Annotated in this window: 21 protein-coding genes and 2 tRNA genes; 11 read left to right on the forward strand and 12 right to left on the reverse strand. The window is 67.8% G+C overall.

All coding sequences use genetic code 11. The annotated features are described in order from the left end of the window. Nucleotides 1-19 precede the first annotated feature (19 nt). Together G1H11_RS11235 and tadA are read right to left on the reverse strand one after the other, a co-directional pair. Nucleotides 20-109 (reverse strand) — tRNA-Ser (locus G1H11_RS11235). A 69-nt stretch (nt 110-178) separates the two neighbouring features. Next, nucleotides 179-667, reverse strand: a complete 489-nt coding sequence (tadA, locus tag G1H11_RS11240; protein ID WP_246211244.1) for a tRNA adenosine(34) deaminase TadA — start codon at nt 665-667, stop codon at nt 179-181. A 95-nt stretch (nt 668-762) separates the two neighbouring features. Here tadA and upp point away from each other — a divergent pair, with 95 nt between their 5' ends. Next, a complete protein-coding gene (upp, locus tag G1H11_RS11245) occupies nt 763-1404 on the forward strand; it encodes a uracil phosphoribosyltransferase (protein ID WP_163818646.1) in 642 nt (213 codons plus the stop codon). Nucleotides 1405-1500: 96 nt separating this feature from the next. Here the strand turns inward: upp and G1H11_RS11250 are convergent, their stop codons facing one another. From G1H11_RS11250 to G1H11_RS11260, 3 genes are read right to left on the reverse strand one after another with little or no spacing between them, the layout of a single operon-like run. Continuing rightward, a complete protein-coding gene (locus G1H11_RS11250) occupies nt 1501-2871 on the reverse strand; it encodes an NAD(P)(+) transhydrogenase (Re/Si-specific) subunit beta (protein WP_163818647.1) in 1371 nt (456 codons plus the stop codon). Continuing rightward, nucleotides 2868-3272, reverse strand: a complete 405-nt coding sequence (locus tag G1H11_RS11255) for an NAD(P) transhydrogenase subunit alpha part 2 (protein WP_163818648.1) — start codon at nt 3270-3272, stop codon at nt 2868-2870. Before G1H11_RS11255 ends, G1H11_RS11250 begins: the two co-directional genes overlap by 4 nt. Further along, on the reverse strand, nt 3272-4399 hold the full coding sequence (locus tag G1H11_RS11260; protein ID WP_163818649.1) for an NAD(P) transhydrogenase subunit alpha: 1128 nt from the start codon (nt 4397-4399) through the stop codon (nt 3272-3274). The genes G1H11_RS11255 and G1H11_RS11260 overlap by 1 nt, the downstream gene beginning before the upstream one ends. 177 nt (nt 4400-4576) lie before the next feature. On the opposite strand from G1H11_RS11260, the gene G1H11_RS11265 reads away from it, so the two are divergent. Next, nucleotides 4577-4771 (forward strand): hypothetical protein, encoded by a 195-nt coding sequence (locus G1H11_RS11265; RefSeq protein WP_163818650.1) that lies wholly within the window; start codon nt 4577-4579, stop codon nt 4769-4771. 101 nt (nt 4772-4872) lie between these two features. On the opposite strand, the gene G1H11_RS11270 is transcribed toward G1H11_RS11265, so the two are convergent. Further along, nucleotides 4873-6414, reverse strand: a complete 1542-nt coding sequence (locus tag G1H11_RS11270; protein WP_163818651.1) for a fibronectin type III domain-containing protein — start codon at nt 6412-6414, stop codon at nt 4873-4875. Nucleotides 6415-6640: 226 nt separating this feature from the next. On the opposite strand from G1H11_RS11270, the gene G1H11_RS11275 reads away from it, so the two are divergent. Both G1H11_RS11275 and G1H11_RS11280 read left to right on the forward strand, forming a co-directional pair. Beyond that, a complete protein-coding gene (locus G1H11_RS11275; protein ID WP_163818652.1) occupies nt 6641-6820 on the forward strand; it encodes a hypothetical protein in 180 nt (59 codons plus the stop codon). 63 nt (nt 6821-6883) lie between these two features. Next, on the forward strand, nt 6884-7369 hold the full coding sequence (locus G1H11_RS11280) for a hypothetical protein (protein WP_163818653.1): 486 nt from the start codon (nt 6884-6886) through the stop codon (nt 7367-7369). Nucleotides 7370-7423: 54 nt separating this feature from the next. On the opposite strand, the gene G1H11_RS11285 is transcribed toward G1H11_RS11280, so the two are convergent. Further along, nucleotides 7424-9082 (reverse strand): LCP family glycopolymer transferase, encoded by a 1659-nt coding sequence (locus G1H11_RS11285; RefSeq protein WP_163818654.1) that lies wholly within the window; start codon nt 9080-9082, stop codon nt 7424-7426. A gap of 168 nt (nt 9083-9250) precedes the next feature. Further along, nucleotides 9251-9940: a phosphoribosyltransferase gene (locus tag G1H11_RS11290; RefSeq protein WP_163818655.1), complete on the reverse strand. Its 690-nt coding sequence runs from the start codon at nt 9938-9940 to the stop codon at nt 9251-9253. 59 nt (nt 9941-9999) lie between these two features. On the opposite strand from G1H11_RS11290, the gene G1H11_RS11295 reads away from it, so the two are divergent. Continuing rightward, nucleotides 10000-10091, forward strand: a tRNA-Ser gene (locus G1H11_RS11295). Between the two features lie 326 nt (nt 10092-10417). Next, complete coding sequence (locus G1H11_RS11300; RefSeq protein ID WP_163818656.1) at nt 10418-10795, forward strand: RidA family protein; 378 nt, start codon at nt 10418-10420, stop codon at nt 10793-10795. A gap of 179 nt (nt 10796-10974) precedes the next feature. Here G1H11_RS11300 and G1H11_RS11305 read toward each other — a convergent pair whose 3' ends face one another. Continuing rightward, entirely contained in the window at nt 10975-11700 is a 726-nt protein-coding gene (locus G1H11_RS11305) for an LmeA family phospholipid-binding protein (protein ID WP_163818657.1), read from the reverse strand. 80 nt (nt 11701-11780) lie between these two features. Then, nucleotides 11781-12794, reverse strand: a complete 1014-nt coding sequence (locus G1H11_RS11310) for a substrate-binding domain-containing protein (protein WP_163818658.1) — start codon at nt 12792-12794, stop codon at nt 11781-11783. Nucleotides 12795-12951: 157 nt separating this feature from the next. On the opposite strand from G1H11_RS11310, the gene G1H11_RS11315 reads away from it, so the two are divergent. The 5 genes from G1H11_RS11315 (at nt 12952) to G1H11_RS11335 (ending at nt 21089) form a co-directional block, all read left to right on the forward strand. Then, on the forward strand, nt 12952-15006 hold the full coding sequence (locus G1H11_RS11315) for a beta-galactosidase (RefSeq protein ID WP_163818659.1): 2055 nt from the start codon (nt 12952-12954) through the stop codon (nt 15004-15006). Between the two features lie 110 nt (nt 15007-15116). Then, nucleotides 15117-16403 (forward strand): sugar ABC transporter substrate-binding protein, encoded by a 1287-nt coding sequence (locus tag G1H11_RS11320; protein WP_163818660.1) that lies wholly within the window; start codon nt 15117-15119, stop codon nt 16401-16403. A 3-nt stretch (nt 16404-16406) separates the two neighbouring features. Further along, nucleotides 16407-18017: an ABC transporter permease subunit gene (locus G1H11_RS11325; protein ID WP_163818661.1), complete on the forward strand. Its 1611-nt coding sequence runs from the start codon at nt 16407-16409 to the stop codon at nt 18015-18017. Further along, complete coding sequence (locus tag G1H11_RS11330) at nt 18017-18919, forward strand: sugar ABC transporter permease (RefSeq protein ID WP_163818662.1); 903 nt, start codon at nt 18017-18019, stop codon at nt 18917-18919. The genes G1H11_RS11325 and G1H11_RS11330 overlap by 1 nt, the downstream gene beginning before the upstream one ends. Before the next feature lie 76 nt (nt 18920-18995). Beyond that, nucleotides 18996-21089 (forward strand): glycosyl hydrolase 53 family protein, encoded by a 2094-nt coding sequence (locus tag G1H11_RS11335; RefSeq protein ID WP_163818663.1) that lies wholly within the window; start codon nt 18996-18998, stop codon nt 21087-21089. A 27-nt stretch (nt 21090-21116) separates the two neighbouring features. Here G1H11_RS11335 and G1H11_RS11340 read toward each other — a convergent pair whose 3' ends face one another. Both G1H11_RS11340 and G1H11_RS11345 read right to left on the reverse strand, forming a co-directional pair. Further along, entirely contained in the window at nt 21117-22958 is a 1842-nt protein-coding gene (locus G1H11_RS11340) for a glycoside hydrolase family 15 protein (RefSeq protein WP_163818664.1), read from the reverse strand. Then, nucleotides 22955-23920, reverse strand: a complete 966-nt coding sequence (locus G1H11_RS11345) for a TIGR03885 family FMN-dependent LLM class oxidoreductase (RefSeq protein WP_163818665.1) — start codon at nt 23918-23920, stop codon at nt 22955-22957. The genes G1H11_RS11340 and G1H11_RS11345 overlap by 4 nt, the downstream gene beginning before the upstream one ends. Between the last annotated feature and the right edge of the window lie 4 nt (nt 23921-23924).

Genomic DNA, 23924 nt, shown 5'->3' on the forward strand with positions numbered 1-23924 from the left:
GGGACGGGCTGCTTCGCCGTGGCGGTAGCGGTGGGATTTGAACCCACGGAGGAGTTGCCCCCTCACACGCTTTCGAGGCGTGCTCCTTAGGCCGCTCGGACACGCTACCGCGGACGAGGTTACCGGACGGCGGGCCCGGTGACGAAATCCGGTGCCCGGCAGGGAACGCGGGAAACGGTCAGGGATCGCGCTGGCCGGCGAAGAAGTCATGGAGCACGGCCGCACACTCTACGGCGAGTACTCCGCCGATCACCTCGGGCTGGTGATTGAGCCGCCGGTCGCGGAGGAGATCCCAGAGCGACCCGGCCGCTCCGGCCTTGGGATCCACCGCCCCGTAGACCACCCGGGCGACGCGGGAGAGGACGAGCGCCCCGGAACACATGGCACACGGCTCGAGGGTGACCACCACGGTGACTCCGTCAAGGCGCCACGAACCCACGGAGCTGGCGGCCGCCCGGAGGGCGAGCACCTCCGCGTGTGCGGTGGGGTCGTGATCCTTCTCACGGCGGTTGTGGCCGCGGCTGATGATCTCTCCGTCCGGGCCCAGGACCACCGCACCGACGGGTACGTCACCGGTGCTCAGAGCCAGCCTTGCCTCGCCGAGCGCCGCTCGCATGGCGGGAGCGTAGGACCGGATCATCGCGGCACGGGGCGTCGGGGACGGCATGGACGAAGCCTAGTGCCCGGGAATCGCCGGCGACCAAGGATCATCACTGATGGCCGGATCAGGACCCGGGCCAAGCCTCATGGCATGCTGTTCGTATGCGCCTGCTTGCCGTCGACCACCCGCTCGTCGCCCATAAGCTCGCGGTGCTGCGCGACAAGCACACCAACTCGGCGACCTTCCGCCAGCTCACCGATGAACTGGTCACCTTGCTGGCCTATGAGGCGACGCGGGACGCCAGGGTAGCGGAGATCGAGCTGGAGACGCCGGTGGCCACGGCCAAGGGCGTCAAGCTGTCGGCCCCTAAGCCCATGGTGGTGCCCATCCTGCGCGCCGGTCTCGGCATGCTGGACGGCATGACACGCCTCCTGCCGACGGCGGAGGTGGGCTTCCTCGGCATGATCCGCAACGAGGAGACGCTGCAGGCCACCACGTACGCCAATCGGCTGCCGGACGACCTCACCGGCCGCCAGTGCTACCTCCTGGACCCCATGCTGGCCACAGGCGGAACGCTGGCTTCATCGATCGGGTATCTCGTCAGCCGTGGCGCCGATCACATCACGGCGGTATGCCTGCTGGCGGCGCCGGAGGGACTGGAACTCGTCGAGCGTGAGACGTCGCAGTTGGGGGTGCCCGTCACCGTCGTCACGGCCGCCGTTGACGAGCGGCTCAACGAGAAGGGGTACATCGTCCCGGGTCTCGGCGACGCCGGTGACCGGCTCTACGGCGTGGCCGACTGATCGACCGCCCTATCCCAACCCCTGGCATGGGTTAAGGTCGTAAATCCGCCCGAAATATCCGATTCCAACGACCTCAACCCATGCCAGGGGTTGGGATCAGAGGGATTTGAGGGCCGCGACGATTCCGGTCAGCGAGGCCTTCGCGTCGCCGAAGAGCAACGACGTCCGCGGATCGTAGAGCAGCTCGTTCTCGATGCCCGCGAATCCCGGCCGCATCGAACGTTTGAGGAAGACGACCGCCTTGGACTGGTCGACGTCGAGGATCGGCATGCCGTAGATCGGCGAGCCGGGCGAGGTCCGGGCGGCGGGGTTCACCACATCGTTGGCGCCCACGACGAGTGCGACGTCGGTGGTGCGCAGCTGGCCGTTGGCCGTATCCATCTCGAGCAACTGCTCGTACGGGACGTTGGCCTCGGCCAGCAGCACGTTCATGTGCCCGGGCATCCGGCCCGCCACCGGATGGATCGCGTAGGTGACTTCGATGCCGCGCTGTTCGAGGAGCTCGGCCAGTTCGTGAATGGTGTGCTGGGCCTGGGCGACAGCAAGTCCGTAGCCGGGCACGATGATCACCTTCTGGGCGTAGCCCAGCATGATGGCGACATCGTCGGCACCCGCCGAGCGAACGGGCCGGTCCGACACTGTCCCGCCACCGGCCGTGGAACCGCCCTTGAACGCGCCGAACAGGATGGAGCTGATCGACCTGCCCATCGCCTGAGCCATCAGCCTGGTCAGGATGGTGCCGCTGGCCCCCACCAGCGTGCCGCCGATGAGAAGGAGGGCGTTGCCGAGGATGTACCCGCTGGCGGCGACCGCGATCCCGGTGGCCGCGTTCAACAGGGAGATGACGATGGGCACGTCCGCGCCGCCCACCGGTAGCACCAGAAGGACGCCGACGATCAGCGCCACCGCTCCGAGGACGGCGCCCAGCCAGGCGCTGGTGCCGTCGCCAGCGTAGAGGAAGCCCGCGAGGACGAGCACGGCGACGAGCGACACCGCAAGCAGCGTCGGCCCCGCCGGCGGAGTGACCGGCCGCGTGGTGATGAGTTCCTGCAGCTTGAGGAAGGTCACCACGGAACCACTGAACGCGATGGCCCCGACGGGAACCGTGAGTACCGCCGCGGCCAGTGGGAACACGGTCTCCGCATCGGAGAGCTCGAGGAAGGCGACCAGGCCGGCGGCACCGCCGCCCACGCCGTTGAACAGCGCCACCAGCTGGGGCATCGCCGTCATGGCGACGCGGCGCGCGGCGGGAATGCCGACAGCGCACCCGACGGCGATGGCCCCCAGGATCCAGGGCAGGTTGTCCAGCTCGTAGACGATGAAGGTGATGATCATCGCCGCGAGCGCGGCCACCGCGCCCAGGAGGTTTCCGGCCCGGGCGGTCTTCGGCGAGGACAACCCCTTCAGGGCCAGGACGAAGCAGACAGCGGCGACGAGATACGCCAGTTGCGCCCAGATCGGAATCACGCGGCGCCTCCCGCCGACGCACCGTGACCGGGTCCGGCCGACCCGCCCGGTCCGGTGCCGTTGCCGTTGCCGTTGCCGGTGGCTGGTGGACTCGTGGTGGCCGCATCGGCGCCCGGCGGTGTCTTCTTTCCCCGGAACATCTCCAGCATGCGATCGGTCACCACGAAACCACCGACGAGGTTGAGGGTGGCCAGGACGACGGCGAGGAGGCCGATGGCCAGTTCCACCCCGCCGTCGGCATGCCCGGTCACCAGGACAGCGCCGACCAGGATGATGCCGTGGATGGCATTGGCGCCGGACATCAGCGGCGTGTGCAGGGTCGAGGAGACCTTCGAGACCACCTCGTAGCCGGTGAATGCGGCCAGCACGAAGACCGTCAGCAGGGCGATCTCGGAATCCATCAGCCGTCCCCTCCGAGCAGTTCGCGCGTGGCCTCGTGCCGCACGGCGCCCTCATGGGTGACGCAGGCGCCGTCGATAATCTCATCGGACAGGTCGACGGTGATCTCGCCTTCGGCGGTCATCAGGAGCGTGAGGTTCACCACGTTCGCGGCGTACAGCCTGCTGGCGTGCACCGGCAGCTGACTGGGTACGTTGCGTCCGCCCCACAGCAAGGTCTGTCCTACCCTGATCTCTTCTCCTGGGACGCTGCCCTCGACGTTCCCACCGGACTCGGCGGCCAGGTCGACCACCACGCTGCCCGGCTTCATCGCCTCGAGGGCCGCGCGTTCCACCAGGAGCGGCGCCTGCCGGCCCGGGACCGCCGCGGTGGTGATGAGGACGTCGGCGGACGAGACATGCGGAGCCAGCCGGTCCCGCTGCAGTTGGGCGCGTTCCTCGGTCATCTCCCGGGCGTAGCCGCCGGCACCCTCCAGGCTGGGCAGATCGAGCTCGACGAAGCGGGCGCCGAGGCTGCGGACCTCCTCCGCGGAGGCGGCCCGCACGTCGTAGGCCTCGACCTTGGCGCCCAGCCGCTTCGCGGTGGCGATGGCCTGGAGCCCGGCGACCCCTGCGCCGAGGACAAGCACCTGTGCGGGCGGCACCGTCCCGGCCGCGGTCATGGACAGCGGGAAGAACCGGGGGAGCCGCTCCGCGGCTATGAGCACAGCGCGATAGCCGCCGACCAGCGCCTGCGACGTCAGCGCATCCATCGACTGGGCGCGAGAGATGCGTGGCACGAGTTCGACGGAGAGCGCGGTGACCCCGGCGTCGCGCGCAGCCCGCACCACATCCAGCTCACTCGATACCGGTAGGAAGGAGATGGTGACGGCGCCCGGCTTGAGCCGGGCGATCCGGTCCGGCTCCAACGGCTGTACGGAGAGGACGACGTCGGCGCTTTCCAGCACGTCGGACGGTGAAACCTCCGCACCGGCGGCGACATACTGGTCGTCAGGATGGAACGCCCACTCACCCGCGCCGGGCTCGACGACGACCTCGAGGCCGGCGCCGGTCAGCCGGCCCACCAACTCGGGTACGAGCGCGACGCGGCGCTCGTGCTCTCGGACTTCTCGAACTACGGCGGCTCTCATCGCGGCTTGACGCTAACAGAATGGATGCCCGGTCCGGTAGGCCTTCGGCGCTCTGGGTGATCGTTTCACACCGGTCGCCGCACTGATCGTCAAATCCGCATCGCGCGTCCGGATGCAATGCGGGGTGTGCATAGACTGGGCTCGACGACGCACATTTGTCGCAAGGAGAGGTCGGTCATGGCGAAGAGCACCCCGGTTGTCGTAGGCGGCATCGCCGTCGGCTTGATCCTCTTCCTTCTGCTACCCACGGCCCTGAAGTGGATCGCGATCATCGCGGTCATCGGTGTCCCGGTGGCCGGGTATCTGATGCTCGACCCGTCTCAGCGCCGCCGGCTGCGGGAGCAGCGGCGCAGGCGGCGCATAGGTCCCTGACCCAGGAGCTCCCGGCTCTCCCGCCGGTCCGTGTGCTGCGGCCGGCGGGCGGGTATGGGCCTGGCCGGGCCGTTCCCGTCCCGTTTCAGCGACGGCCGTTGTCAGATCTCGGCCTTGGTCTTGATCTCCAGCACCGCGGACGGGCTGAGGTTGCCCGCGGCGTCGTAAGCCGACACGGAGATGGTGTAGTCGGTGGCTCCTCTGAGGCCGGAGACGGTCGCCCCCGTGCCGCTGGTTGTGGTGACGCGTCGTCCGTCGACATAGACCGCATAGCCGGTGACACCCACGTTGTCGGTGGACGACGACCAGTCGAGCACCACCTGGCGGATGCTGGACCGGCCGGTGAGATTGCCGGGCCTCGTTGGCCGGACGGTGTCCAGCGTGGTGCCCTTCGCTGACGCCCGTCCGCTCGTGTTTCCGGCAGCGTCGACTGCCATGACTGAGACCTGGTAGGAGGTGGCCGGGTCCAATCCACCAACGGTGGCCGAGGTCCCGTTGACCGTCTTCACTCTCGTGCCGTCCAAGTAGACGACGTATCCCGTCACTCCGACGTTGTCGGACGCCGCACCCCAGGAAGCCGTCAGCGATGAGCCGGACCGGTCGGAGATGTCGACGCCCGAGGGCGCGGAGGGTGCCTGTGTGTCCAGCGTGGTCGCGGTGATCGAAGCCTGGGCGCTGACGTTGCCCCCGGCGTCGATCGCGGCGACGGAGATGACGTAGGACACGGCGTTCCGGAGCCCGCCGATCGTCGTGCTGGTGCCCCCGACCGTATCCGTGCGTACACCGTCGACGTACACGGCGTAGCCGGTCACGCCCAGCTCCGCCGCCGACGCACGCCACGAGACGGTGAGCGACGAGCCGGTCCGCTCCGCGACGCTGAGGCCACCGGGGGTGGTCGGCGGAGCGGGCGGTTCCGGTTCGCGCGGCGGTGGCTCGTCGTCCGTGGTGTTGTCGGTGCCCCCGCCGGGTGGCGGGGCGGTGGTGGGTGCCGATGTCGGCTCGGACGTCGGCGACGACGTCGGCGTGGCCGATTCGGTGGGGTCGGGCGTGCTTGTGGCCGTGGTGCTCGGTTCTGGCGTCGGCAGGAGCGGCGTACTCGTCGGTGGCTGCGGAGAGTCGGTGACCGGCCGCGGTATCTCCAGCGGCCCGGTGTCGACTTCGGAGCTGATGACCTGGTCGTGGTACTCGTCGGTGACAGCCGTCCCGGGACGGTCGGAACTCGTCAGGGCCAGGACGGCGATCGAGACGGCCGCAGCGCCGACAAGCCCGGAGCGCGCCACCGCGGCGCGAGGCTTCTGGCGTGCGGGCACGACGGCTCGCGCGGGGGCTGGATCGGATCCGTCCACGGTGGGGAAGCTGTCAGGCATGAACGGCCCGCCGGTCCGGCGGCCCATGGTGAGTTCTACCCGGGTAACCGTGCCGTCCGGCTCGAACTTGTGCAGGGATCGATGACCGCTGGGGTAGTGTGTGGCAGCCGTGATCGGGCGGCCCAGGTGAGCCGCGTACTCCAGCAGTATCCGGATGACCTCGGCGTTGGTGGTCGCCTCGGCGCGAGGCTCGGCAGCGGCACCGATGAACAGCGTGACCGTGCCGGCGTCGTCGACCAGGATCACAGCGTCGGCCGCACCCGAAGGATTGGTCATCACCGCCGACCTTCACCTCCCGTCCGCGTCAGCTACTTGATCGGACAACCAACGGGACACGATAGGCGTTCACGGCTGCATTGGGTACCTGCCGTTCGTGCAGTGGACGCCATGCGGTGCTGACCTGGCATGATGGCGAGCTATCGGAACAAGCTGGCATCGAGGCCCGCGGTCAGGCATTCTGAGGCGGGAGCCCAAATGGGGCACGAGGCACATGGGGGACGTCATGAGCGCACAGGTGGCTATTGTCTGCGATCGCTGTGGCGATATCGGCGGTGTGGGTGCGGCGGCGCAGGAGCTCCGAGCCAGCCTGACCGGATGGAGCTGGCGCAACGGCCTCGACACCTGCCCGCTGTGCCGGCTCGTCACGCACCGAGGCGAGGAGCGCAGCGGTACCCAACTCTAGGGTCCTGCTGCGGGATGGCCTGGTGAGGCTCACCTCGTCACCCGGGGATGGGACACTGGTCTGGTGAGTCGTTCGGTATATCGCGCCCCGGTGGCGCTGGCAGTGCGCGGGATCGGATTCGGTGCCGTCGGTCTGGGTGTGGCCCTGATCGCGGCGATATCGGTCGCCGCCGTAGACCCCGCAGGGGTGGCGGCTGTTGTCCTATGGGTGCTGGTCGCGCTGGTGGCGGCCGCGGCCGTCGTCGTCCTGGCCACGGGCGTTCTCCGGGCGGCAGGGATGCGGACGCGGCTGGTTCTCGACGACGACGGTTTCACCAACGCCACCGGCCCGCGTTCCGGAGTCCGCCGGGTGCTCTGGCGCGACGTGCGCAAGGTGCAGTCCGACGGTCCTGTCGTTCTCGTCGACCTGGCCGGCGCCAAGCAGAGCGTGATCCGGACCGAGATGCTCGACGTCGAGCCCCGTGAGCTGGCCCGGGAGCTGCGCTCGCGGCTGAACCGGGACCGCGGATACACGCCGTTCGGCACTGCCGAGGTGGACCCCCACCCATGACCATTGACGATCGGCGCTGCGATGGCAGGGCCAATCGTCTGTGATCATGGGAGTTCAGCAGATGGCGTCGGTCTCGACCGGCTCGTCGTCGGGGAGTTCATCCTCCGTTTCGCCTTCGCCGGCGGGGTTGTCGCCTGTGTCGTCCGGCGCGGTCTCGGTTGCGCTGGGTGAATCGAGGCTGCCGTCCACGCTGTTCTCGGCGCCGTCGTCGGCCTGAGGGTCGGCGGAGGCGTCGTCGCTCTCCGAGTCCTCGCCGGTGGCCCGGCTGGTGTCCGTATCCGACGCGTCATCCGGGTCTGTCGCCTCGTCCGGGTCCGAAGGCTCGAGGTACTCGGCGATGCGGGCGTGCAGCTGCTCATAGTCCGGATTCGCCGATGTGGTGCCCATGCTGCCGAAGAAGCTACGATCCAGGGTCAGGCTCTCCAGCGTGCCGCTCTGCACCGTGATCATCAACTCGATCAAGGCCGGGAAGAGTTCTTCGGGAACGTCGGTCTCCACCATGTCCTTGGTGGCGGCGGCCAGACTCTGGTATTGCGTGAGCAGCCTGGTCGGTTCGATCTTGTCCACCATGGCGCTGATGACGCACTGCTGACGCGCCATCCGGTCGTAGTCGTCGGCGCCGCACCTGGACCGTGCGAACCACAGCGCCTGAGTGCCGTCGAGGTGCTGGTTGTCCCCGGCGTGCACGTAGCCGCGGGGGGTGGTGCAGCCACCGCCAGGCAGCTCCTTGTTGCCGATCGGGATGTCGCGAGGGACGTCCATGGTCACCCCGCCGAGCGCGTCGACGATGGCCGAGAAGCCATCCAAATTGACCATCATGAAGTAGTCGATATCGATGCCCAGCGCACCCTCGACGGCCCATTTGGTGGCATCGGCGCCGCGCTTTTCACTGCCCTCGAACGCCTCCGGGTGAAGGGCCGGCAGGTTGCGGAACGTCGCGTTGAGCATGTACTCGAGGTCGTCTTCACCGGCGGGCTTGAGCCAGCCCTGGGGGTAGATCGCCGACAGAGGGCTCTCTTCAGGAAATGGGAAGCCCATGAGGTTCCGCGGGAGCGAGATGGTGGTGGTATCGCCCGTGTGGGTATCGATGCTCGCTACGATCAGGGTGTCCGGTCGGGCACCCTCGCGTCCGTCGCCGGCATCGCTGCCGAGTAAGAGCAAGTTGAGGGTGGGGATGTCCGCCCACGGATCCTTGTTGTCGGCGATCTCCGGTGTGGTGAGACTGGCTCCTCCGGAGATGGCGCCGATCAGGTCCCGTTGGGTGAACGCGTTGTTCGCCCCCACGCTCATCGGCGCGACCACCAGTGACGTCGCCATCACCACCACCAGCGCGCCGCCGAGGCGCTTGCCCGGTGGCAGCCCGTCCGGTTCCAGGAGCCGGTGGGAGATCAGCGCGACGACGAGCCAGACGAGCGCGGCGGCTACCAGTCCGGCCCCGAGCAACAGCAGCATCTGGCGGTCCCCGCCATACGAGAGCAGCCTGGTGTTCGGGATCAGGACGACGGCCATGAGCGCGGCTGCCGCAACGAAACCCAGCATGACGAGGAGGAACGTGCCGAGGCGACGTTTCCCGGCGGCGATCAGCCCTACGCCGGGAATCAGCGAGCCGAGCGCGGTGAATCCGATGAAGCGGCCATAGCGCTGCTGTCGCTGCCGTCGGCGCGACTGCAGGCGGGCTGCACGTGCCCCGCGTCGGCCCCGGGCTCGATCCACGCCAACTCGCCTTTCGGTATACGATCAACAGGCCGCGAGCCAGTCTAGAGGGTGTGCGCCAAATGTGTCCCTTGGCCCGCTCGTGCCTTTCTCAATGTCAGACGATCGACGGACCTCGAAGGTTGCACCACGGGTCGCCGCGGGCGAGACGGACAATGGGGTGGCGAGCTAACGGCGAGCCAGGAGAAGCTCCCTGACCTGGTCATCTTCCACCTGTGTGAAGTCGATGAACCATTCGCCGACCGCCATGAAGTCTTCCGGCTCCCGCATGGTCACGACGGTGTCGACGTGTCGCGAAAGGCGGCGCACAGTGCTGGGCGGTGCGACCGGCACGGCGAGGATCACGCGCGCGGGCGGCGGATCGGCGCCTGAGATCGATTGTGCCGCGGCGAGAGCCGTGGCGCCCGTGGCGACACCGTCGTCGGTGATGACGACCACGCGCCCGGCGATGCCGGCCGCCGGCCGGCCGGCCCGGAGCTCGTGCTCACGCTCGTGGGCTTCGCGTTCGGCGCGCTCGAACGCTTTCTCCAGGTCGTCGTCGGTGACGCGACTCATGGCGATGACGTCGGTGTTGTGGACCCGCATCCCGGAGGCGGTCACGGCACCGAGGGCGAGTTCACGATGCCAGGGCACGCCCGCCTTGCGTACCACGAGGACATCAAGGTCCCCATTGACGACGTCTGCCACTGCGGCGGCGACCTCCACGCCGCCTCGGGGCAGCCCCAGGACCAGGGGACGGTCTCCTGCCGGTGGGTTGGCGTCGGAGCGCTCGGCCAGGACGGTTCGCACCGCGTCTCCCAGCTCCCGGCCGGCTTCAGCGCGGTTTGCCCATGGCCCTCGGTCGGATTCGATACTCATGACTTTGCCCTGTCGTGGTTTCTACAGGTACCCTTGCGACGCTGTGACATTCACGGTGTGGAGGCGTCGCCTAGTCCGGTTTATGGCGCCCGCCTGCTAAGCGGGTTGAGGTTCACCCCTCTCGCGGGTTCAAATCCCGCCGCCTCCGCCACCACCAGCACCAACGCTGGGCCAGTGCCCTCATCGAACTGGCCCAGTACTGGTTGCAGGAGATTTCTACGGAAGGGTCTTTGCTTTCGGCGCGGGCTGGCTACCGTTCCTTGCATTCGATCAGGAGCTGTGCGGTATCCGGGCCGACCTGGGGAGCTATGGCACAGCGATGTCGACCTTGAATCCTGCAGGCCGCCGACGAGGTGCTCACCGGCATGGTCAAGGATAGATCTTTCGGATGAGCGCCCGGCATTGGGTCGCTGCAGGCAGCGGCACCAGAGCGCATCGTCCCCGCACCGAATGTCGATCACTCGCACGGAGGAAACCATGTTCCAGGCCATCAGCTCGCCCGACGCGCCACCGCCCGCGGGACCTTATTCTCCGGGGGTCGTCGTCGGGAATCTCCTGTTCCTGGCCGGACAGGGTCCCTTCGACGCGGCTGGACGCAGGGTGGGAGAGACCTTCGCGGATCAGGTCCGGCAGACGTTCCGGAATCTCGAGGCGGTGGCGAAGAACGCGGGGACGAGCCTTGAGTACACCGTCCGGTACGGCGTGTACCTTCGCTCCCTCGATGACTTCGCCGAGTTCAACGAGGTGGCTCGGGAGTTCCTGAGCGATCCGCTCCCGGCCAGAACGACCATCGAGGTTGCCCTGCGTGGCTTCGACGTCGAGATCGACGCGGTCGTCGCGGTCCCTTCGGCGTGACGCGCTGAGGCCAGGCCGAGCGGGCAGGTCCTACGCGGGCTCGGCGTCGCTGAGGTAGGCCTCCGGCGCGGCCGAGGATCTCAGCCTCGGCAGATGAACCGCGACCGGTCTCCTCGCCCGCCGGCCTCGGCGGCCGCATCGGCCCTTCGTTCCTGCGACGAGTCGACGCGGCGAAAATGTCATCGGGACAGGGGCACGTCCGTGGCGCTGAGGCTGACGGCGAGCCCCGACTCGGCCGGCCGCACCGAATCGATGGTCAAGTCGTAGGGAAGCGCCGGCAGTGGCACGTCCACGGACACAGAGCCGGCGATCTGGTCGATCTGAGCTTGAGCTGCCTGCGGGAGGCCGGCCGTTTCGTCGGAGCCCAGCTCGGTCACGCGAAGCTGGACAACGTTCCCGTCGACGCTCACGGTCGCGGCGCCTGTCAGGGTCAACGATGCTCCCAGCACGTCGACGGGCAGGCGCACCGCGACCTCGCCACCGCTTGCGGCGGCCAACTCGAGGCCCTCCATGCCGCTCAGCGCGGCGACGGTGCTGTAGTCGACGAGGCCGGTCCCGTCGAGGCGGCCAGCTCGGACCGGGCCGGAGCGTTCGATCAGTGTGGACATCGACGCGCTCACCTCGGTGGCGACAAGCTCGACGTCGCGCATCCTGACCTCGTCCGCGCGGACGTCGGGCAGTTCGATGGTGATCTCCTCGTACTCCCCGGAGACGACCTGGGTCAGGAAGGGGAAACCGCCGACGCTGGCATCCGGTGATCCGGAGTCGACGTCGTATCGGGTCAGCTCTCTGGACACCTGGTCTGCCACCATCCGGCCGGCGACCCAGGCGCCGATCCGATCGACGGCGACGGCCAGCGCCGCGAGCACCAGCAGCACGATGAGAATTCGCCGAAACGTCCGCACAGGGGACAACTCTCTCACCTGTACGTGGGTGCTCGTTCTCGGCCCTGGTGCGCCCAGCACAGGTGAGCAGGACACCGTGCTCAGGTGCTCTCTCGCACCACCAGGTCGGCCGGCAGCGTCACGGATCGGCGCGGCGCGCCGTCGATGATGTCGAGCAGCACCGTCACCATCTCGGCACTGATCCGATCGAATGGCTGGTGCATCGTGGTCAGAGGAGGGTCGAGTGCCGCGGCAAGGCCGGAGTCGTCGAATCCGGCGACGGCGACGTCCTCGGGCACCCGCCGTCCACGCTCGCGCAGCGTGGCCAGAGCTCCGGATGCCATGAGGTCGGAGGCGGCGAAGACCGCGTCGACGTCGGGCGCGCGGTCCAGCAGTTCGGCCATGGCGACGGAGCCGGACTTCGCGCTGTAGTCCCCGTACGCGACGAGCCGTTCGTCGAAGCGTTCGCCTACCTCGTCGCGGTAGCCCTGGAGTCGGTAGCGCCCCCCTGGTGTGTCGAGCGGCCCCGCGATCATCGCGATACTCTCTCGCCCGGTGGAACGCAGATGACGGATCATGGTCCGCGCACCGCCCGCCTCGTCGACCGAGACCGACGCCACCAGGTCGGAATACCCGAGCGGGATGCCGCAGGCCACGGCGGGCACGTTCTCGTCCAGAAGCCAGCCGATGAGCGGCTCGTTCTCGTGTGTGGAGATGAGCAGCACGCCGTCCACATGGCCGGCGGTGACGTAGCTGGCGACGTTCTTGCGTTCCGCCTCAGTTCCCGCGACCAGGAGGACGAGTGTCATCGAGCGGGCATCCAGCGCCGCGGCCGCACCACGCAACAGGATCGAGAACGTCGGATCCGCGAACAGCATCTGCTGCGGCTCCGTGAGCAGGAACGCAAGCGAGTTCGCTCGACCGGTGACGAGGCTGCGAGCGTGCTGGTTGGCGCGGTAGCCGGTGGTGCGGATCGCTTGGTCCACGGCGCGGCGCGCCTCGGGAGAGACCCAGTGCCCGCCGTTGATGACTCGGGAGACCGTGCCACGGGAAACACCTGCGGCGGCAGCGACGTCTCGGATGGTCGGGCGGCGCCGGCCAGGGGCGGAAGTCACGGCTCTGACTGTAGCCCAGCCTTCCCGCCTGTGCACGGTCACAGTCCAGTAACGGACTCTCCGGACATCTTGTGGCTGGCAGCTACATACTGCCTAGACTCAGCGCAACCTGGAACTGGGACCGTGCACAGTCCCGGCGACGACCCCACGGAGTGTCATGGCGGACAGAAGCACCTGGCCCACCGGTCCACAGATCGGCTACGGCGGCGATTACAACCCCGAGCAGTGGCCCCGCGAGACGTGGGACGAGGACATGGCCCTCATGCGCGAGGCCGGGGTGAACTTCGTCAGCGTCGGTGTCTTCTCCTGGGCATTGCTGGAGCCGCGCGAGGGTGAGTACGAGTTCGGGTGGCTCGACGACCTCCTCGATCTGCTGCACCGCAACGGCATCGCCGTCGACCTCGCCACCCCCACCGCGTCTCCGCCGGCCTGGTTCTTCGCCGCCCATCCCGAGGCACGCGTCGTCACCAGGGACGGGACGACGCTGAACTTCGGATCCCGTGGCATGGCCTCGCCGAGTTCGCCCGCCTACCGGACCGCCTCGCTGCGGATCGCCGACGCACTCGCGCGGAGGTATGCCGACCACCCAGCCGTCGTCATGTGGCACGTGCACAACGAGTACGGGGCACCGGTGGGGGAGGACTACTCAGTGGCGGCCGTCGTCGCGTTCCGGGAGTGGCTCCGGGAGCGGTACGGAACTCTCGACGCGCTCAACGCGGCGTGGGGCACCACCTTCTGGGGTCAGGTGTACGGCGACTGGGCGCATGTCGGTGCTCCGGCCGCGACGCCGTCGGTGGCGAACCCGGCACAGCGCCTCGACTTCGCCCGTTTCACCGACTATCAGCTACGGGCGTGCTACATCGCCGAGCGTGATGCCATCCGCGGGCACGCCCGGCAGCCGATCACCACGAACTTCATGGCGAACGAGTGTCCCACCACCGACGTGTGGGCGTGGGCGCGTGAGGTCGACATCGTCTCGAACGACCACTACCTCACCGCTGCGGACGAGCGAGGGCACGTGGGCCTGTCGCTCGCGGCGGACCTCACCCGCTCGGTGGCCGGTGGACGGCCCTGGATCCTGATGGAGCACTCCACGTCCGCGGTGAACTGGCAGCCCCGCAACGTAGCCAAGCGGCCGGGAGAGATGGCCCGCAACTCGCTGGCCCACCTGGCCCGTGGCGCCGATGTGATCGCGTTCTTCCAGTGGCGGGCGTCGCGTCGCGGTGCGGAGAAGTTCCACTCCGCGATGCTCCCGCACGCGGGGACCGGCTCGCGCGTCTGGCGAGAGGTGCGTGACCTCGGCGCGGCCGTCTCGCGGCTCGCTGAGGTCTCGGGGTCCACGGTCTCCGCCGACGTCGCCCTGCTCTGGGACACGGAGTCCTTCTGGGCGCAGGATCTGGAGTGGCGCCCATCCGCCGACGTGCGGCACCGCGAGCGTGTCCGGGCGTATTACGAGCGGCTGTGGCGCGACGGCCTGACCGTGGACTTCGCCCACCCGTCGGCCGACCTGTCGCGATACCGGCTCGTCGTGGCGCCGGCCTCGTACCTCCTCACCGCGGCGTCGGCGGAGAACCTGCACCGCTACGTCGCGGGTGGTGGCACGGTGCTCGTGTCGTTCTTCTCGGCCGTCGTCGACGAGCACGACGCCGTCCACGCCGGTGGGTTCGGTGCGCCGTTGCGAGATGTCCTGGGGCTGCTGGTCCACGAGTTCCTCCCTATGCGAGCGGGAACGACGACGCGCGTGGCGTGGGCGGACGGTGTCCTCGGAAAGGCGGGCGACGTCGTCGCGGATGTCTGGCAGGAGGACCTCGGCCTCGAGGGCGCCGAGGTGGTAGCGAGCCACCTCGGCGGTCCGGCGTCCGGCGGCCCGGCGATCACGCGGAATCAGCTCGGCGAGGGCACTGCCTGGTACGTCTCGACGCGTCTCGACATCGACGCGCTCGCGCCCATCCTGCGTGCCGTGTATCGGGACGCCGGTGTAGAGCCGCCGGGCCTGCCCGACGACGTCGAGGTCGTCGTCCGGCATGGCGAGGACGCGGACTATCTCGTGGCGATCAATCACTCGGAGGAGGGCGCCAAACTCCAGGGTGTGGACGGCGTCGAGTTGCTCGGCGACGAGCGGGTCACCGGAGGACTGGACCTGCCCGCGGGCGGCGTCGCCGTCCTGCGCACCGCTTCGTCGCGGCGATCCGGGGGTGGTCGCCGGCCCTGATGACCTTTCGACGCCAGTCAGCACACCTCTCCTTCAGCATCCAACAGGTCGCAGCGCCGCGATCGACATGTCGGACGCGCGCCGTGGCTCACGTTCGAAAGGGACATGTCATGCGCAAGACGCTTATCCGGTTCGCGCCACTTGCTATCGCTGTTCTCCTGGTCGCGTGCGGCGGTGGTGACGATGCGGGTGATGAGGCCCCGCCCGAAGACACACCCACCGAGGACGCCGGGGAGACCGGCGAGGACGACAATGAGGATCAGACGGCAGGTGGCGCGCTGACCATCTGGGTCGACGAGAACCGCGAGCCCGCTGTTGCCGCGGCGGCCGAGTTGTTCACCGACGAGACCGGCGTCACGGTCGACCTCGTCGTCAAGAACTTCGAGGACATTCGCGCTGACTTTCTCGCGCAAGTGCCAACGGGCGAGGGCCCTGACATCACGATCGGGGCGCACGACTGGCTCGGCTCCCTCATCATCAACGGCGTCGTCGACTCCGTCGACTTGGGCGCCGCGGCCTCCGAGTTCGAGGACGTCGCGATCGAGGCATTCACCTACGACGGTCAGCTGTACGGTCTGCCGTACGCGCTCGAAAGCGTCGGGCTGGTGCGAAACACCGAGCTGGCCCCAGATCCGGTCGCCGACACGTTCGACGAGATGATCGCCGATGGACGCGACATCGGCACGTCGCTTCCGTTCGTCATCAACACCAACGGAACCACCGGCGACGGCTACACCTACTACGCCTTCCAGACGTCGTTCGGCGCGCCCGTCTTCGTGCAGAACGACGACGGGTCCTACACGAACGAGGTCGGCATGGGCGGCGACGCGGGCTACGCGTTCGCGGAGTGGCTCGGGGAGAACGGCATGGCCGGGGAAGGGCTGTTCAGCACCGACTGGACGATCGACATCGCGGACCAGGAGTTCGCCGACGGCAACGCACCGTACACGGTCGCCGGGCCGTGGGCGATCGGAACCTACGTGGACGCCGGCATCGAGGTGGCGGTCGACCCGATCCCGTCCGCCGGCGGGGAGACCGCGGCGCCGTTCGTGGGGGTGCAGGGCTTCTTCGTGTCGGCGCAGAGCGACAACGCGCTGGTGGCCGCCGACTTCCTCACCAACTACGTCGCAACGCCAGATGCCATACGTGCGCTGCACGACGCCGACCCGCGCATCCCGGCGATGAGTGTCGTGGCGGAGGACGTGGCGGAGGACCCGATCGTCGCCGGCTTCCTCGAAGCCGCCCAGAACGGCGCACCGATGCCGTCGATCCCGGAGATGGCCGACGTCTGGGAGCACTGGAACGCGACCCAGGCGGCGATCATCTCCGGCTCGGCCGAACCACGGGAGGCCTGGGACAAGATGCTCGCCGACATCGACGCCACGCTCGGCGGCTAACCGATGCCCGACGCTGGCACACAGGGCTCGCCGCCACGCCTGGGCGGCGAGCCCCATGCCCGCGCCTGGCGCGGCACCGGCTGGGGTTTCATCGTCAAGCTGGTGATCATGGCGGCCATCAACGCGGTCGGCCTGGCAATCGTATGGGCCTCCTACGTCGAAGGCTCGTGGGGAATCCTCGTCGGCATGCTCGCGCTCACGGTGGCGGCGGACTGGGTGTACTTCAGCAAGCGTTCGCTGCCGTCCAAGTACATCTTCCCCGGCATGGCGTTCCTGCTGGTCTTCCAGCTCTTCACGATGGTCTACACCTTCAACGTGGCGATGACGAACTACGGGACCGGCCACAACAGCACCCAGGATCAGGCGGTCGATGCCCTTCTCATCCAGAACGAGCGTGCGGTGGACGGCTCCCCGGCGTATCCGCTGACGATTCTCCAGCGCGACGGCGAACTCGGGTTCGCCGTCGTGGCCGGCGGCCAGGTGCAGGTGGGAAGTGCCGACAGCCCGCTGGCTTCCGCGCCCGACGCGACGGTCGACGGTGACCAAGTGACCGCGGTCTCCGGGTGGGACGTGGTCGACCGGGCCACCCTGCTGGGGGATCAGGCGTTGCAGCGGCAGGTGCTCGACCTGCGGGTGCCGGTGTCCGAGGACGCCGACGACGGCTCCATCCGCACCCGTGAGGGCACCCGCGGCACCGTGTACCGGTCCATGCTGGAGTGGGATCCGCAGGCCGAGACGCTGACCGACACCGAGACCAGGGTCGTCTACCGGGCGCGTGACAACGGCCGGTTCGTCGCCGATGACGGAACCGCGCTGCCGGTCGGCTGGCAGGTATACGTCGGGTTCGACAACTTCGTGCGCGGGTTCACCGATACCAACTACGCTGCTCCGTTCTGGCGCATCGCAGCCTGGACCTTCGCGTTCGCGATCCTCACCGTCGCGACGAGCTTCCTCATGGGCCTGGTCATGGCCATCATCTTCAACGACCCTCGGGTCCAGGGGCGGAACGTGCTGCGGATGTTGTTCATCCTCCCGTACGCCTTCCCCGCATTCCTGTCCGCGCTGCTGTGGCGCGGCATGCTCAACGCGAATCCGGACTACGGGATCATCAACGACCTCTTCTTCTTCGGCACACGGATCGAGTGGTTGAACGACCCGTGGCTGGCCAAGCTCGCGATCATCGGCGTTAACCTGTGGCTGAGCTTTCCCTACTGGTTCCTCGTCTGTACCGGAGCATTGCAGTCACTGCCGAGTGATGTGCTCGAGGCAGCGCGCATCGACGGTGCCGGCCGGTGGCGGACCTGGACGTCGGTCATGCCGCCGCTGCTGCTCATCTCGACGGCGCCGCTGATCATCGCGTCCTTCGCCTTCAACTTCAACAACTTCACGATCATCTACATGCTCACCGAAGGTCATCCCCGCTTCACCGACACGTCCGCGGTGCTCGGGCACACCGACATCCTCATCACGATGATCTACCAGATCTCAGGCGTCGCCGGTGGCCGGGCCGACTACGGCCTGGCCAGCGCGCTGTCGATCATCGTGTTCCTCGTCGTCGGTGTGATCTCCGCGTTCGCGTTCCGGCGTACCCGCAGACTCGAGGAGATCCTGTGATGGCCACGACAATGCAGGCTGCCCCCGCGCGAGTCGATTCCCGGTCCGCGGCCGTGCGGCGGCGACGCTGGCTGGCAGAGGTGGGCTGGAAATATCCGGTGGGTCTATTGCTCGTGTTCTACGCGGCCTTTCCACTGGCCTACGTCCTTTCAGCGGCCATCGCCTCATCCGGGACCCTGACCGGTTCGACGGAGCTGTTCCGGTCGGTCTCCGCGGCCAACTTCACCGCACTCGGTGATACCCAGTTCTGGACGTGGATGGCCAACACCCTCATCATCGCGGGGGCGACGGCGGCCGGATCGGTGCTCATGGGAGCGGCCGCGGCCTACGCGTTCTCCCGGTTCCGGTTCACCGGCCGGCGCGGTGGGTTGACCGCATTGCTCATCATCCAGATGTTCCCGCAGATGCTGGCATTCATCTCGATCTTCCTACTGTTGCTGGCGCTCGGGAATGTCGTGCCCGCCCTCGGCCTCAACTCCAGGCTCGCCTTGATCTGCGTGTACCTCGGTGGAGCGCTCGGCACCAACACGTTCCTCATGTACGGGTTCTTCAATACGATCCCGCGGGAAATCGACGAGGCGGCCAAGATCGACGGCGCCACCCATGCGCAGACCTACTGGACGATCATCCTGCGCCTGGTCACTCCGATCCTGGCCGTCGTCGGACTGCTGTCGTTCGTCGGCGCCTTCGGCGACTTCATCCTGGCTCGCATCATCCTCACCTCCGAAAGGAACTGGACGCTCGCGGTCGGCATGTACGCGTGGGTCTCCGACCAGCTCAATGCGAACTGGGGACTGTTCGCGGCCGGAGCGGTGATCGCGAGCCTGCCGATCCTCACGCTCTTCCTGTTGCTGCAGAGATACATCGTCGGCGGACTGACTGCTGGATCTGTCAAGGGTTGATCATCGCCCCGGGAAGGAGGACCACCAGCACCAGGCGGAGTCTGTATCGAGGTCGACCGATAGGAAGCGAGAGATTATGACATCGCACCAGCGACGTGGCGTCCGTGGCCTGACTGCTACGGCCGTGGCCGGAGCACTGCTTCTCACGATTCCGGCGGCGGCCGCCCCGGATGATGGCGGACCGGTGGAGGCAGGGATCTTCGTGGAGAAAGTGCATGACCTATCTGAGGACTTCATTCATGGCGCCGACATCTCGACGGTCCTCTCACTTGAAGAGAGCGGCGTGACGTTCTACGACACGGCCGGCAACAAAGCGGATCTGTTCGCGGTGCTGGCCGACGCCGGGATCACCGACATCCGCATCCGGGTGTGGAACGACCCCTGGGACGCCGAAGGCCGGGGGTATGGAGGTGGCAACGTCGACGTGCCACGGGCGGTCGAGATCGGGCAGAGGGCTACCGCCCACGGTATGAGCGTCCTGGTCAACTTCCACTACTCCGACTTCTGGGCCGATCCCAGCAAGCAGCACGTGCCCAAAGCCTGGGAGGGCATGAGCGTCGACGAGAAGGTCGACGCGCTGGGTGACTTCACTCGCGAGGCGCTCGAGGAGTTCCGGAACGCGGGTGTGGACGTCCGTATGGTTCAGGTCGGTAATGAGACGAATCACGCCGTCTCCGGTGTGAGCGCCTGGCCCGATCGGGCCCGGATGTTCTCCGCCGGAAGCGCCGCGGTGAGGGAGGTCTTCCCGGACGCGCTCGTTGCGCTGCACTTCACCAATCCTGAGCGGGCTGGCAACTACGCCACATATGCCGCGCAGCTGGACCAGCACGGCGTCGACTACGACGTCTTCGCCAGTTCCTACTACGCGTTCTGGCACGGCACCCTGGAGAACCTCAGCGAGGTGCTGTCACACGTCGCCGAGACGTACGACAAGAAGATCATCGTCACCGAGACCTCGTGGGCTTACACGCTCGAGGACGGTGACGGCACGGGGAACATCATCAGCAGCGACCCCGGTATGGAACGGTATCCCGTGAGCGTTCAAGGGCAGGCCAACAAGGTGCGCGACGTCATCGCCACGGTGAACGACCTCGGCGATGCCGGGCTCGGCGTCTACTACTGGGAGCCGGCGTGGCTGCCGGTCGGACCGCCGGACCAGCTCGAGCAGAACCGTCTGCTCTGGGAGGAGCACGGCTCCGGTTGGGCGACGAGCTACGCCGCCGAGTACGACCCGGACGACGCCGGCCAGTACTACGGCGGGTCGGCGTGGGACAACCAGGCGCTGTTCGACTTCGAGGGGCATCCCCTCGAGTCTCTACAGGTGTTCCGGTACGTCTACACCGGAGCCGTCGCGCCGCTGGAGGTGGTGGGCGTCGAGTCACCTCAGCTGGTGGTCGTCCACGGCGACGAGATCGGCCTGCCGCCGACGGTCCGGGTGACGTTCAATGACGGCTCGGTGGAGAACCATGCCGTGGCCTGGAACGACGACGACGTCGCGGCGGTCGACGGACCGGGAACGTATGAGATCCGCGGCCTGACGGAGTCCGATCTCGAGGTGACGGCCACCGTCGTCGTCCGACCGGTCAATCATGTGCGCAACGGCAGTTTCGAGGACGCCGACCTGAGCATGTGGGCCATCGCCGGTGAAGGCGCGTCGGTTCAGGAGACTGGAGACGCCTTCGATGGTGCGCGGGCGGTGGCATTCTGGGCGCCGGATCCGTACGAGTTCACCGTCACCCAGCGCGTCGAGGGTCTGACGCCCGGCATCTACCGGCTGTCGGCCACGGCACAGGGCGGAGACAGCCCGGCGACCGATGCGCGGCGGCTCACCGCCACCACCTCCGCTGGCGAGTACGACGCTGAGTTGCGGCTCGACGGCTGGCGGACGTGGCGCACGGCGACGGTCGGGGACATAGTTGTGGGCGACGACGGCATGGTCAGTGTGGTTGCGTCGTTCACGCTGTCCGGCGGTGCCTGGGGCACGTTGGATGACGTCGTACTGGAGCGCGTGGGCGAGCCGGATCCGGCGTGGCCCGCCTGGGATCCCGCGCAGGTATACGTGGCCGGCGACCGGGTGACGCATGACGGTGACGTCTACGAAGCGTCGCGGCGCAACCGTGGCAAGGAGCCCGGCGCCAAACCGCGGGGTCCGTGGGAGCTGGTCGCCTAGGCGGCTGAGGCGGTGGCGTTGATCGCCTCAGCGTGAGACGCCACCGCGTCGGTCTGCCCAGCCATGCAGCGCGTCGGTTCGTCCGGCTTCGTCGAGGTTCAGCGCCGCCTGGATAATGCTCAGGTGGGTGAAAGCCTGCGGATAGTTGCCCAGCATTGTGCCGTCGGTGGTCATCTGCTCGGAGAACAATCCCAGGCTGCCGGCGCGTTCGCACAATGCGGCGAAGCGTCGCTCGGCTTCTGCGGCGCGGCCCGCCAAGACAAGCGCGGAGATCATCTCGAACGAGCAGAGCAAGAACGCTCCTTCTGGACTGTCCATCCCGTCCTCGGTGGCGCCCGGATCGTAGCGATGGATCAGGCCGGTGCCGTCTCCGAGCTCCGCGTCTATGCGCTCCAGGGTGGCCACGACGCGCGGATCGTCTCCGTCGAGAAATCCGAGCAGTGGCAGCCGCAAGAGGGACGCGTCGACGTTCGTCGAACCGTAGGACTGCACGAACGAACCCACCGCATCGTCGTATTCGTGGTTGAGAACGTCCTCGCGGACGAGCTCGCGTTCGCGCCGCCACCTGGTGATCGGCACCTGTGTGCTGCCCACATGTTCGGCGAGGCGGATGGCGCGGTCGAAACACGCCCACGCATAGAGCTTCGAGTGTGTCCAATGTCGCTCCGGCCCCTGTACCTCCCAGATGCCCGAATCCGGTTCTCGCCAGCGTTTCGCGTTGATGTCCACCACATGCCACAGGCGGGTCAGATCGACCTCTGTGAGCTTCCCGGTCACCTCGTGATAGGCAAGAGCGGCCTCCAGGACGTGCCCGTAGACGTCGAGCTGGTGCTGTGTTGCGGCCTCGTTGCCAGTCCGGACCGGTAACGAATCGAGATAGCCGGCGAGATGTTCCTGATTCTTCTCCCCGGCGACCTCGGCGCCATCGATACAGAACACGGGCGCCAGCCGGGCTGCGGCGTCGTCGCACCGGCTGAGGAGGAAACCGACGTAGCGGCCTGCTTCCTCCTCGTGGCCCAGTCGAAGGAGTTCAAGGACCACGAGGCCGGCGTCGCGGGGCCACATGTACCGGTAGTCCCAGTTCCGGGGACCACCTGGCCACTCGGGCAATGAGGTGGTGGGCGCCGCGATCAGCGCATCGCTCTCGTCGAACAGCATCCCCCGGAGCACTACGGCGCTGTGCCGGACCTGAGTGGCGCCCGCGCCGTCGTAGTCGGAGCGGGCGGACCAGCGTTGCCAGGCGCGGACCGTCTCGTCACGCAATCGCTCAGCGTCCGCCCGGGTGACCGGCTCGGTTGGTGTGGCTGGGTAATCCAGCGCCATCGCAACGGCCTCACCCGCGGCCAGCTCTGCGTCGACCCCGGGCAAGCCACCTTCCATGAGGGCGGGAAGCGGATCCGCGGAGAACAGGAGCCCTTCGCGTTCCATGATCTGCCGGCTGGAAGCTTCCCAGCGACCTTCCCGGACACCGTAACCCGGCCGGGCGCGCACGCGCGAGCGGACTCGGGCTCGTCCCTGATCACAGGTCACAAGCCGGACGAGGCGGCCTGTCGGTCCAACCTCGGCGGAGCCTGGAGGCGTGCGAGCGGCGAGAAAGTCGTACACGGTGACGTCGCCTTGTTCGCCGGCCCATCGACTGCGCAGCACGAGTGTGCCGGGGACATAGTCTCGTTCGACCACTCGGGTGCCGGACACCTCCAGCTCCCACGCTCCGCCCCGCTCGCGGTCGAGGATCCGAGCGAACACGCTGGGGCTGTCGAACCGCGGGGCGCACAGCCACTCCACCGCGCCATCCGGGCCTATGAGGGCAGCGGTGTGGCAGTCGGACAGGTACGCGTATTCGCCGATAGGCGGAAAGCTCTGGCTCATGGGCTTGTCCGCAACTGGGGCAAAACGTGCTCCCCGAAGGCCTCGATGAATGGGCGCTGGTCTTTGCCCACATGATGGATCATGATCCGGTCGAATCCGAGCTCGGCCTGGTGACGCAGCCAGTCCGCATGTTCGTCGAGGTCGAGGGAGACTCGGACGAAGGATTCGACCGTGTCGGCATCGATGAACCGGCCCGCACCCTCGAAGTGTTCTGGCAGGGTGAGCTCCCAGTCGACATCCCCTCCGAGGATAGGCTCCCGCCACTGGTCGCACGCGATCTCCAAGGCGGTGGCGTGGTCATTCGCCCAGGAGAGGTGAACTTGGAGCACTCCGGGACCGGTCCCTCCGGCGTCGCGGTATGCCCGCAGTGTGTCAGCCTGCGCGTCGCCGACCTGGTTGATAGTGATCAGCCCGTCCGACCAGACGGCGACGTCGGCGGCACTCGGCGGCGTGACCGCCGCCCCGAGAATCGGAGGGGGCTGCTCCGGAAGGCTCCAGAGCCGCGCCCGGTCGACCCGGACGAGACCGTCGTGGCTGACCGTCTCGCCGGCCAGTAGAGCGCGCATGACGTGTGCGCATTCGGCGAGGCGCTTGTTTCGAGTGGCCTTGTCTGGCCATCCGCGACCAGTGACGTGTTCGTTGAGGGCCTGTCCGCTTCCCAGCGCCAGCCAGAACCGCGCTGGAAACATCCTGGCCATGGTGGCCGCGGATTGGGCGAGAACGGCCGGATGATATCGATCGCCAGGCGCAGAGACCACGCCCATGCGCAGGCTCGTGGTGGCCATGGCGGCGCCGAGCCACACCCAAGCCTGACCCGAATGGCCTTGCCTCTTGCTCCACGGCGCGAAGTGGTCGGAGCACATAGCCTGGTCGAGACCGGCCTTTTCGGCGAGGCGCACGGTTTCCAGGAGAGTCTCGGGCCCGAGTTGTTCGTGCGAAGCGTGATATCCGTACTCCGTCATGTGA

Source organism: Phytoactinopolyspora alkaliphila, assembly GCF_010550695.1.
In the GTDB taxonomy this organism is placed as follows: Bacteria; Actinomycetota; Actinomycetes; order Jiangellales; family Jiangellaceae; genus Phytoactinopolyspora; species Phytoactinopolyspora alkaliphila.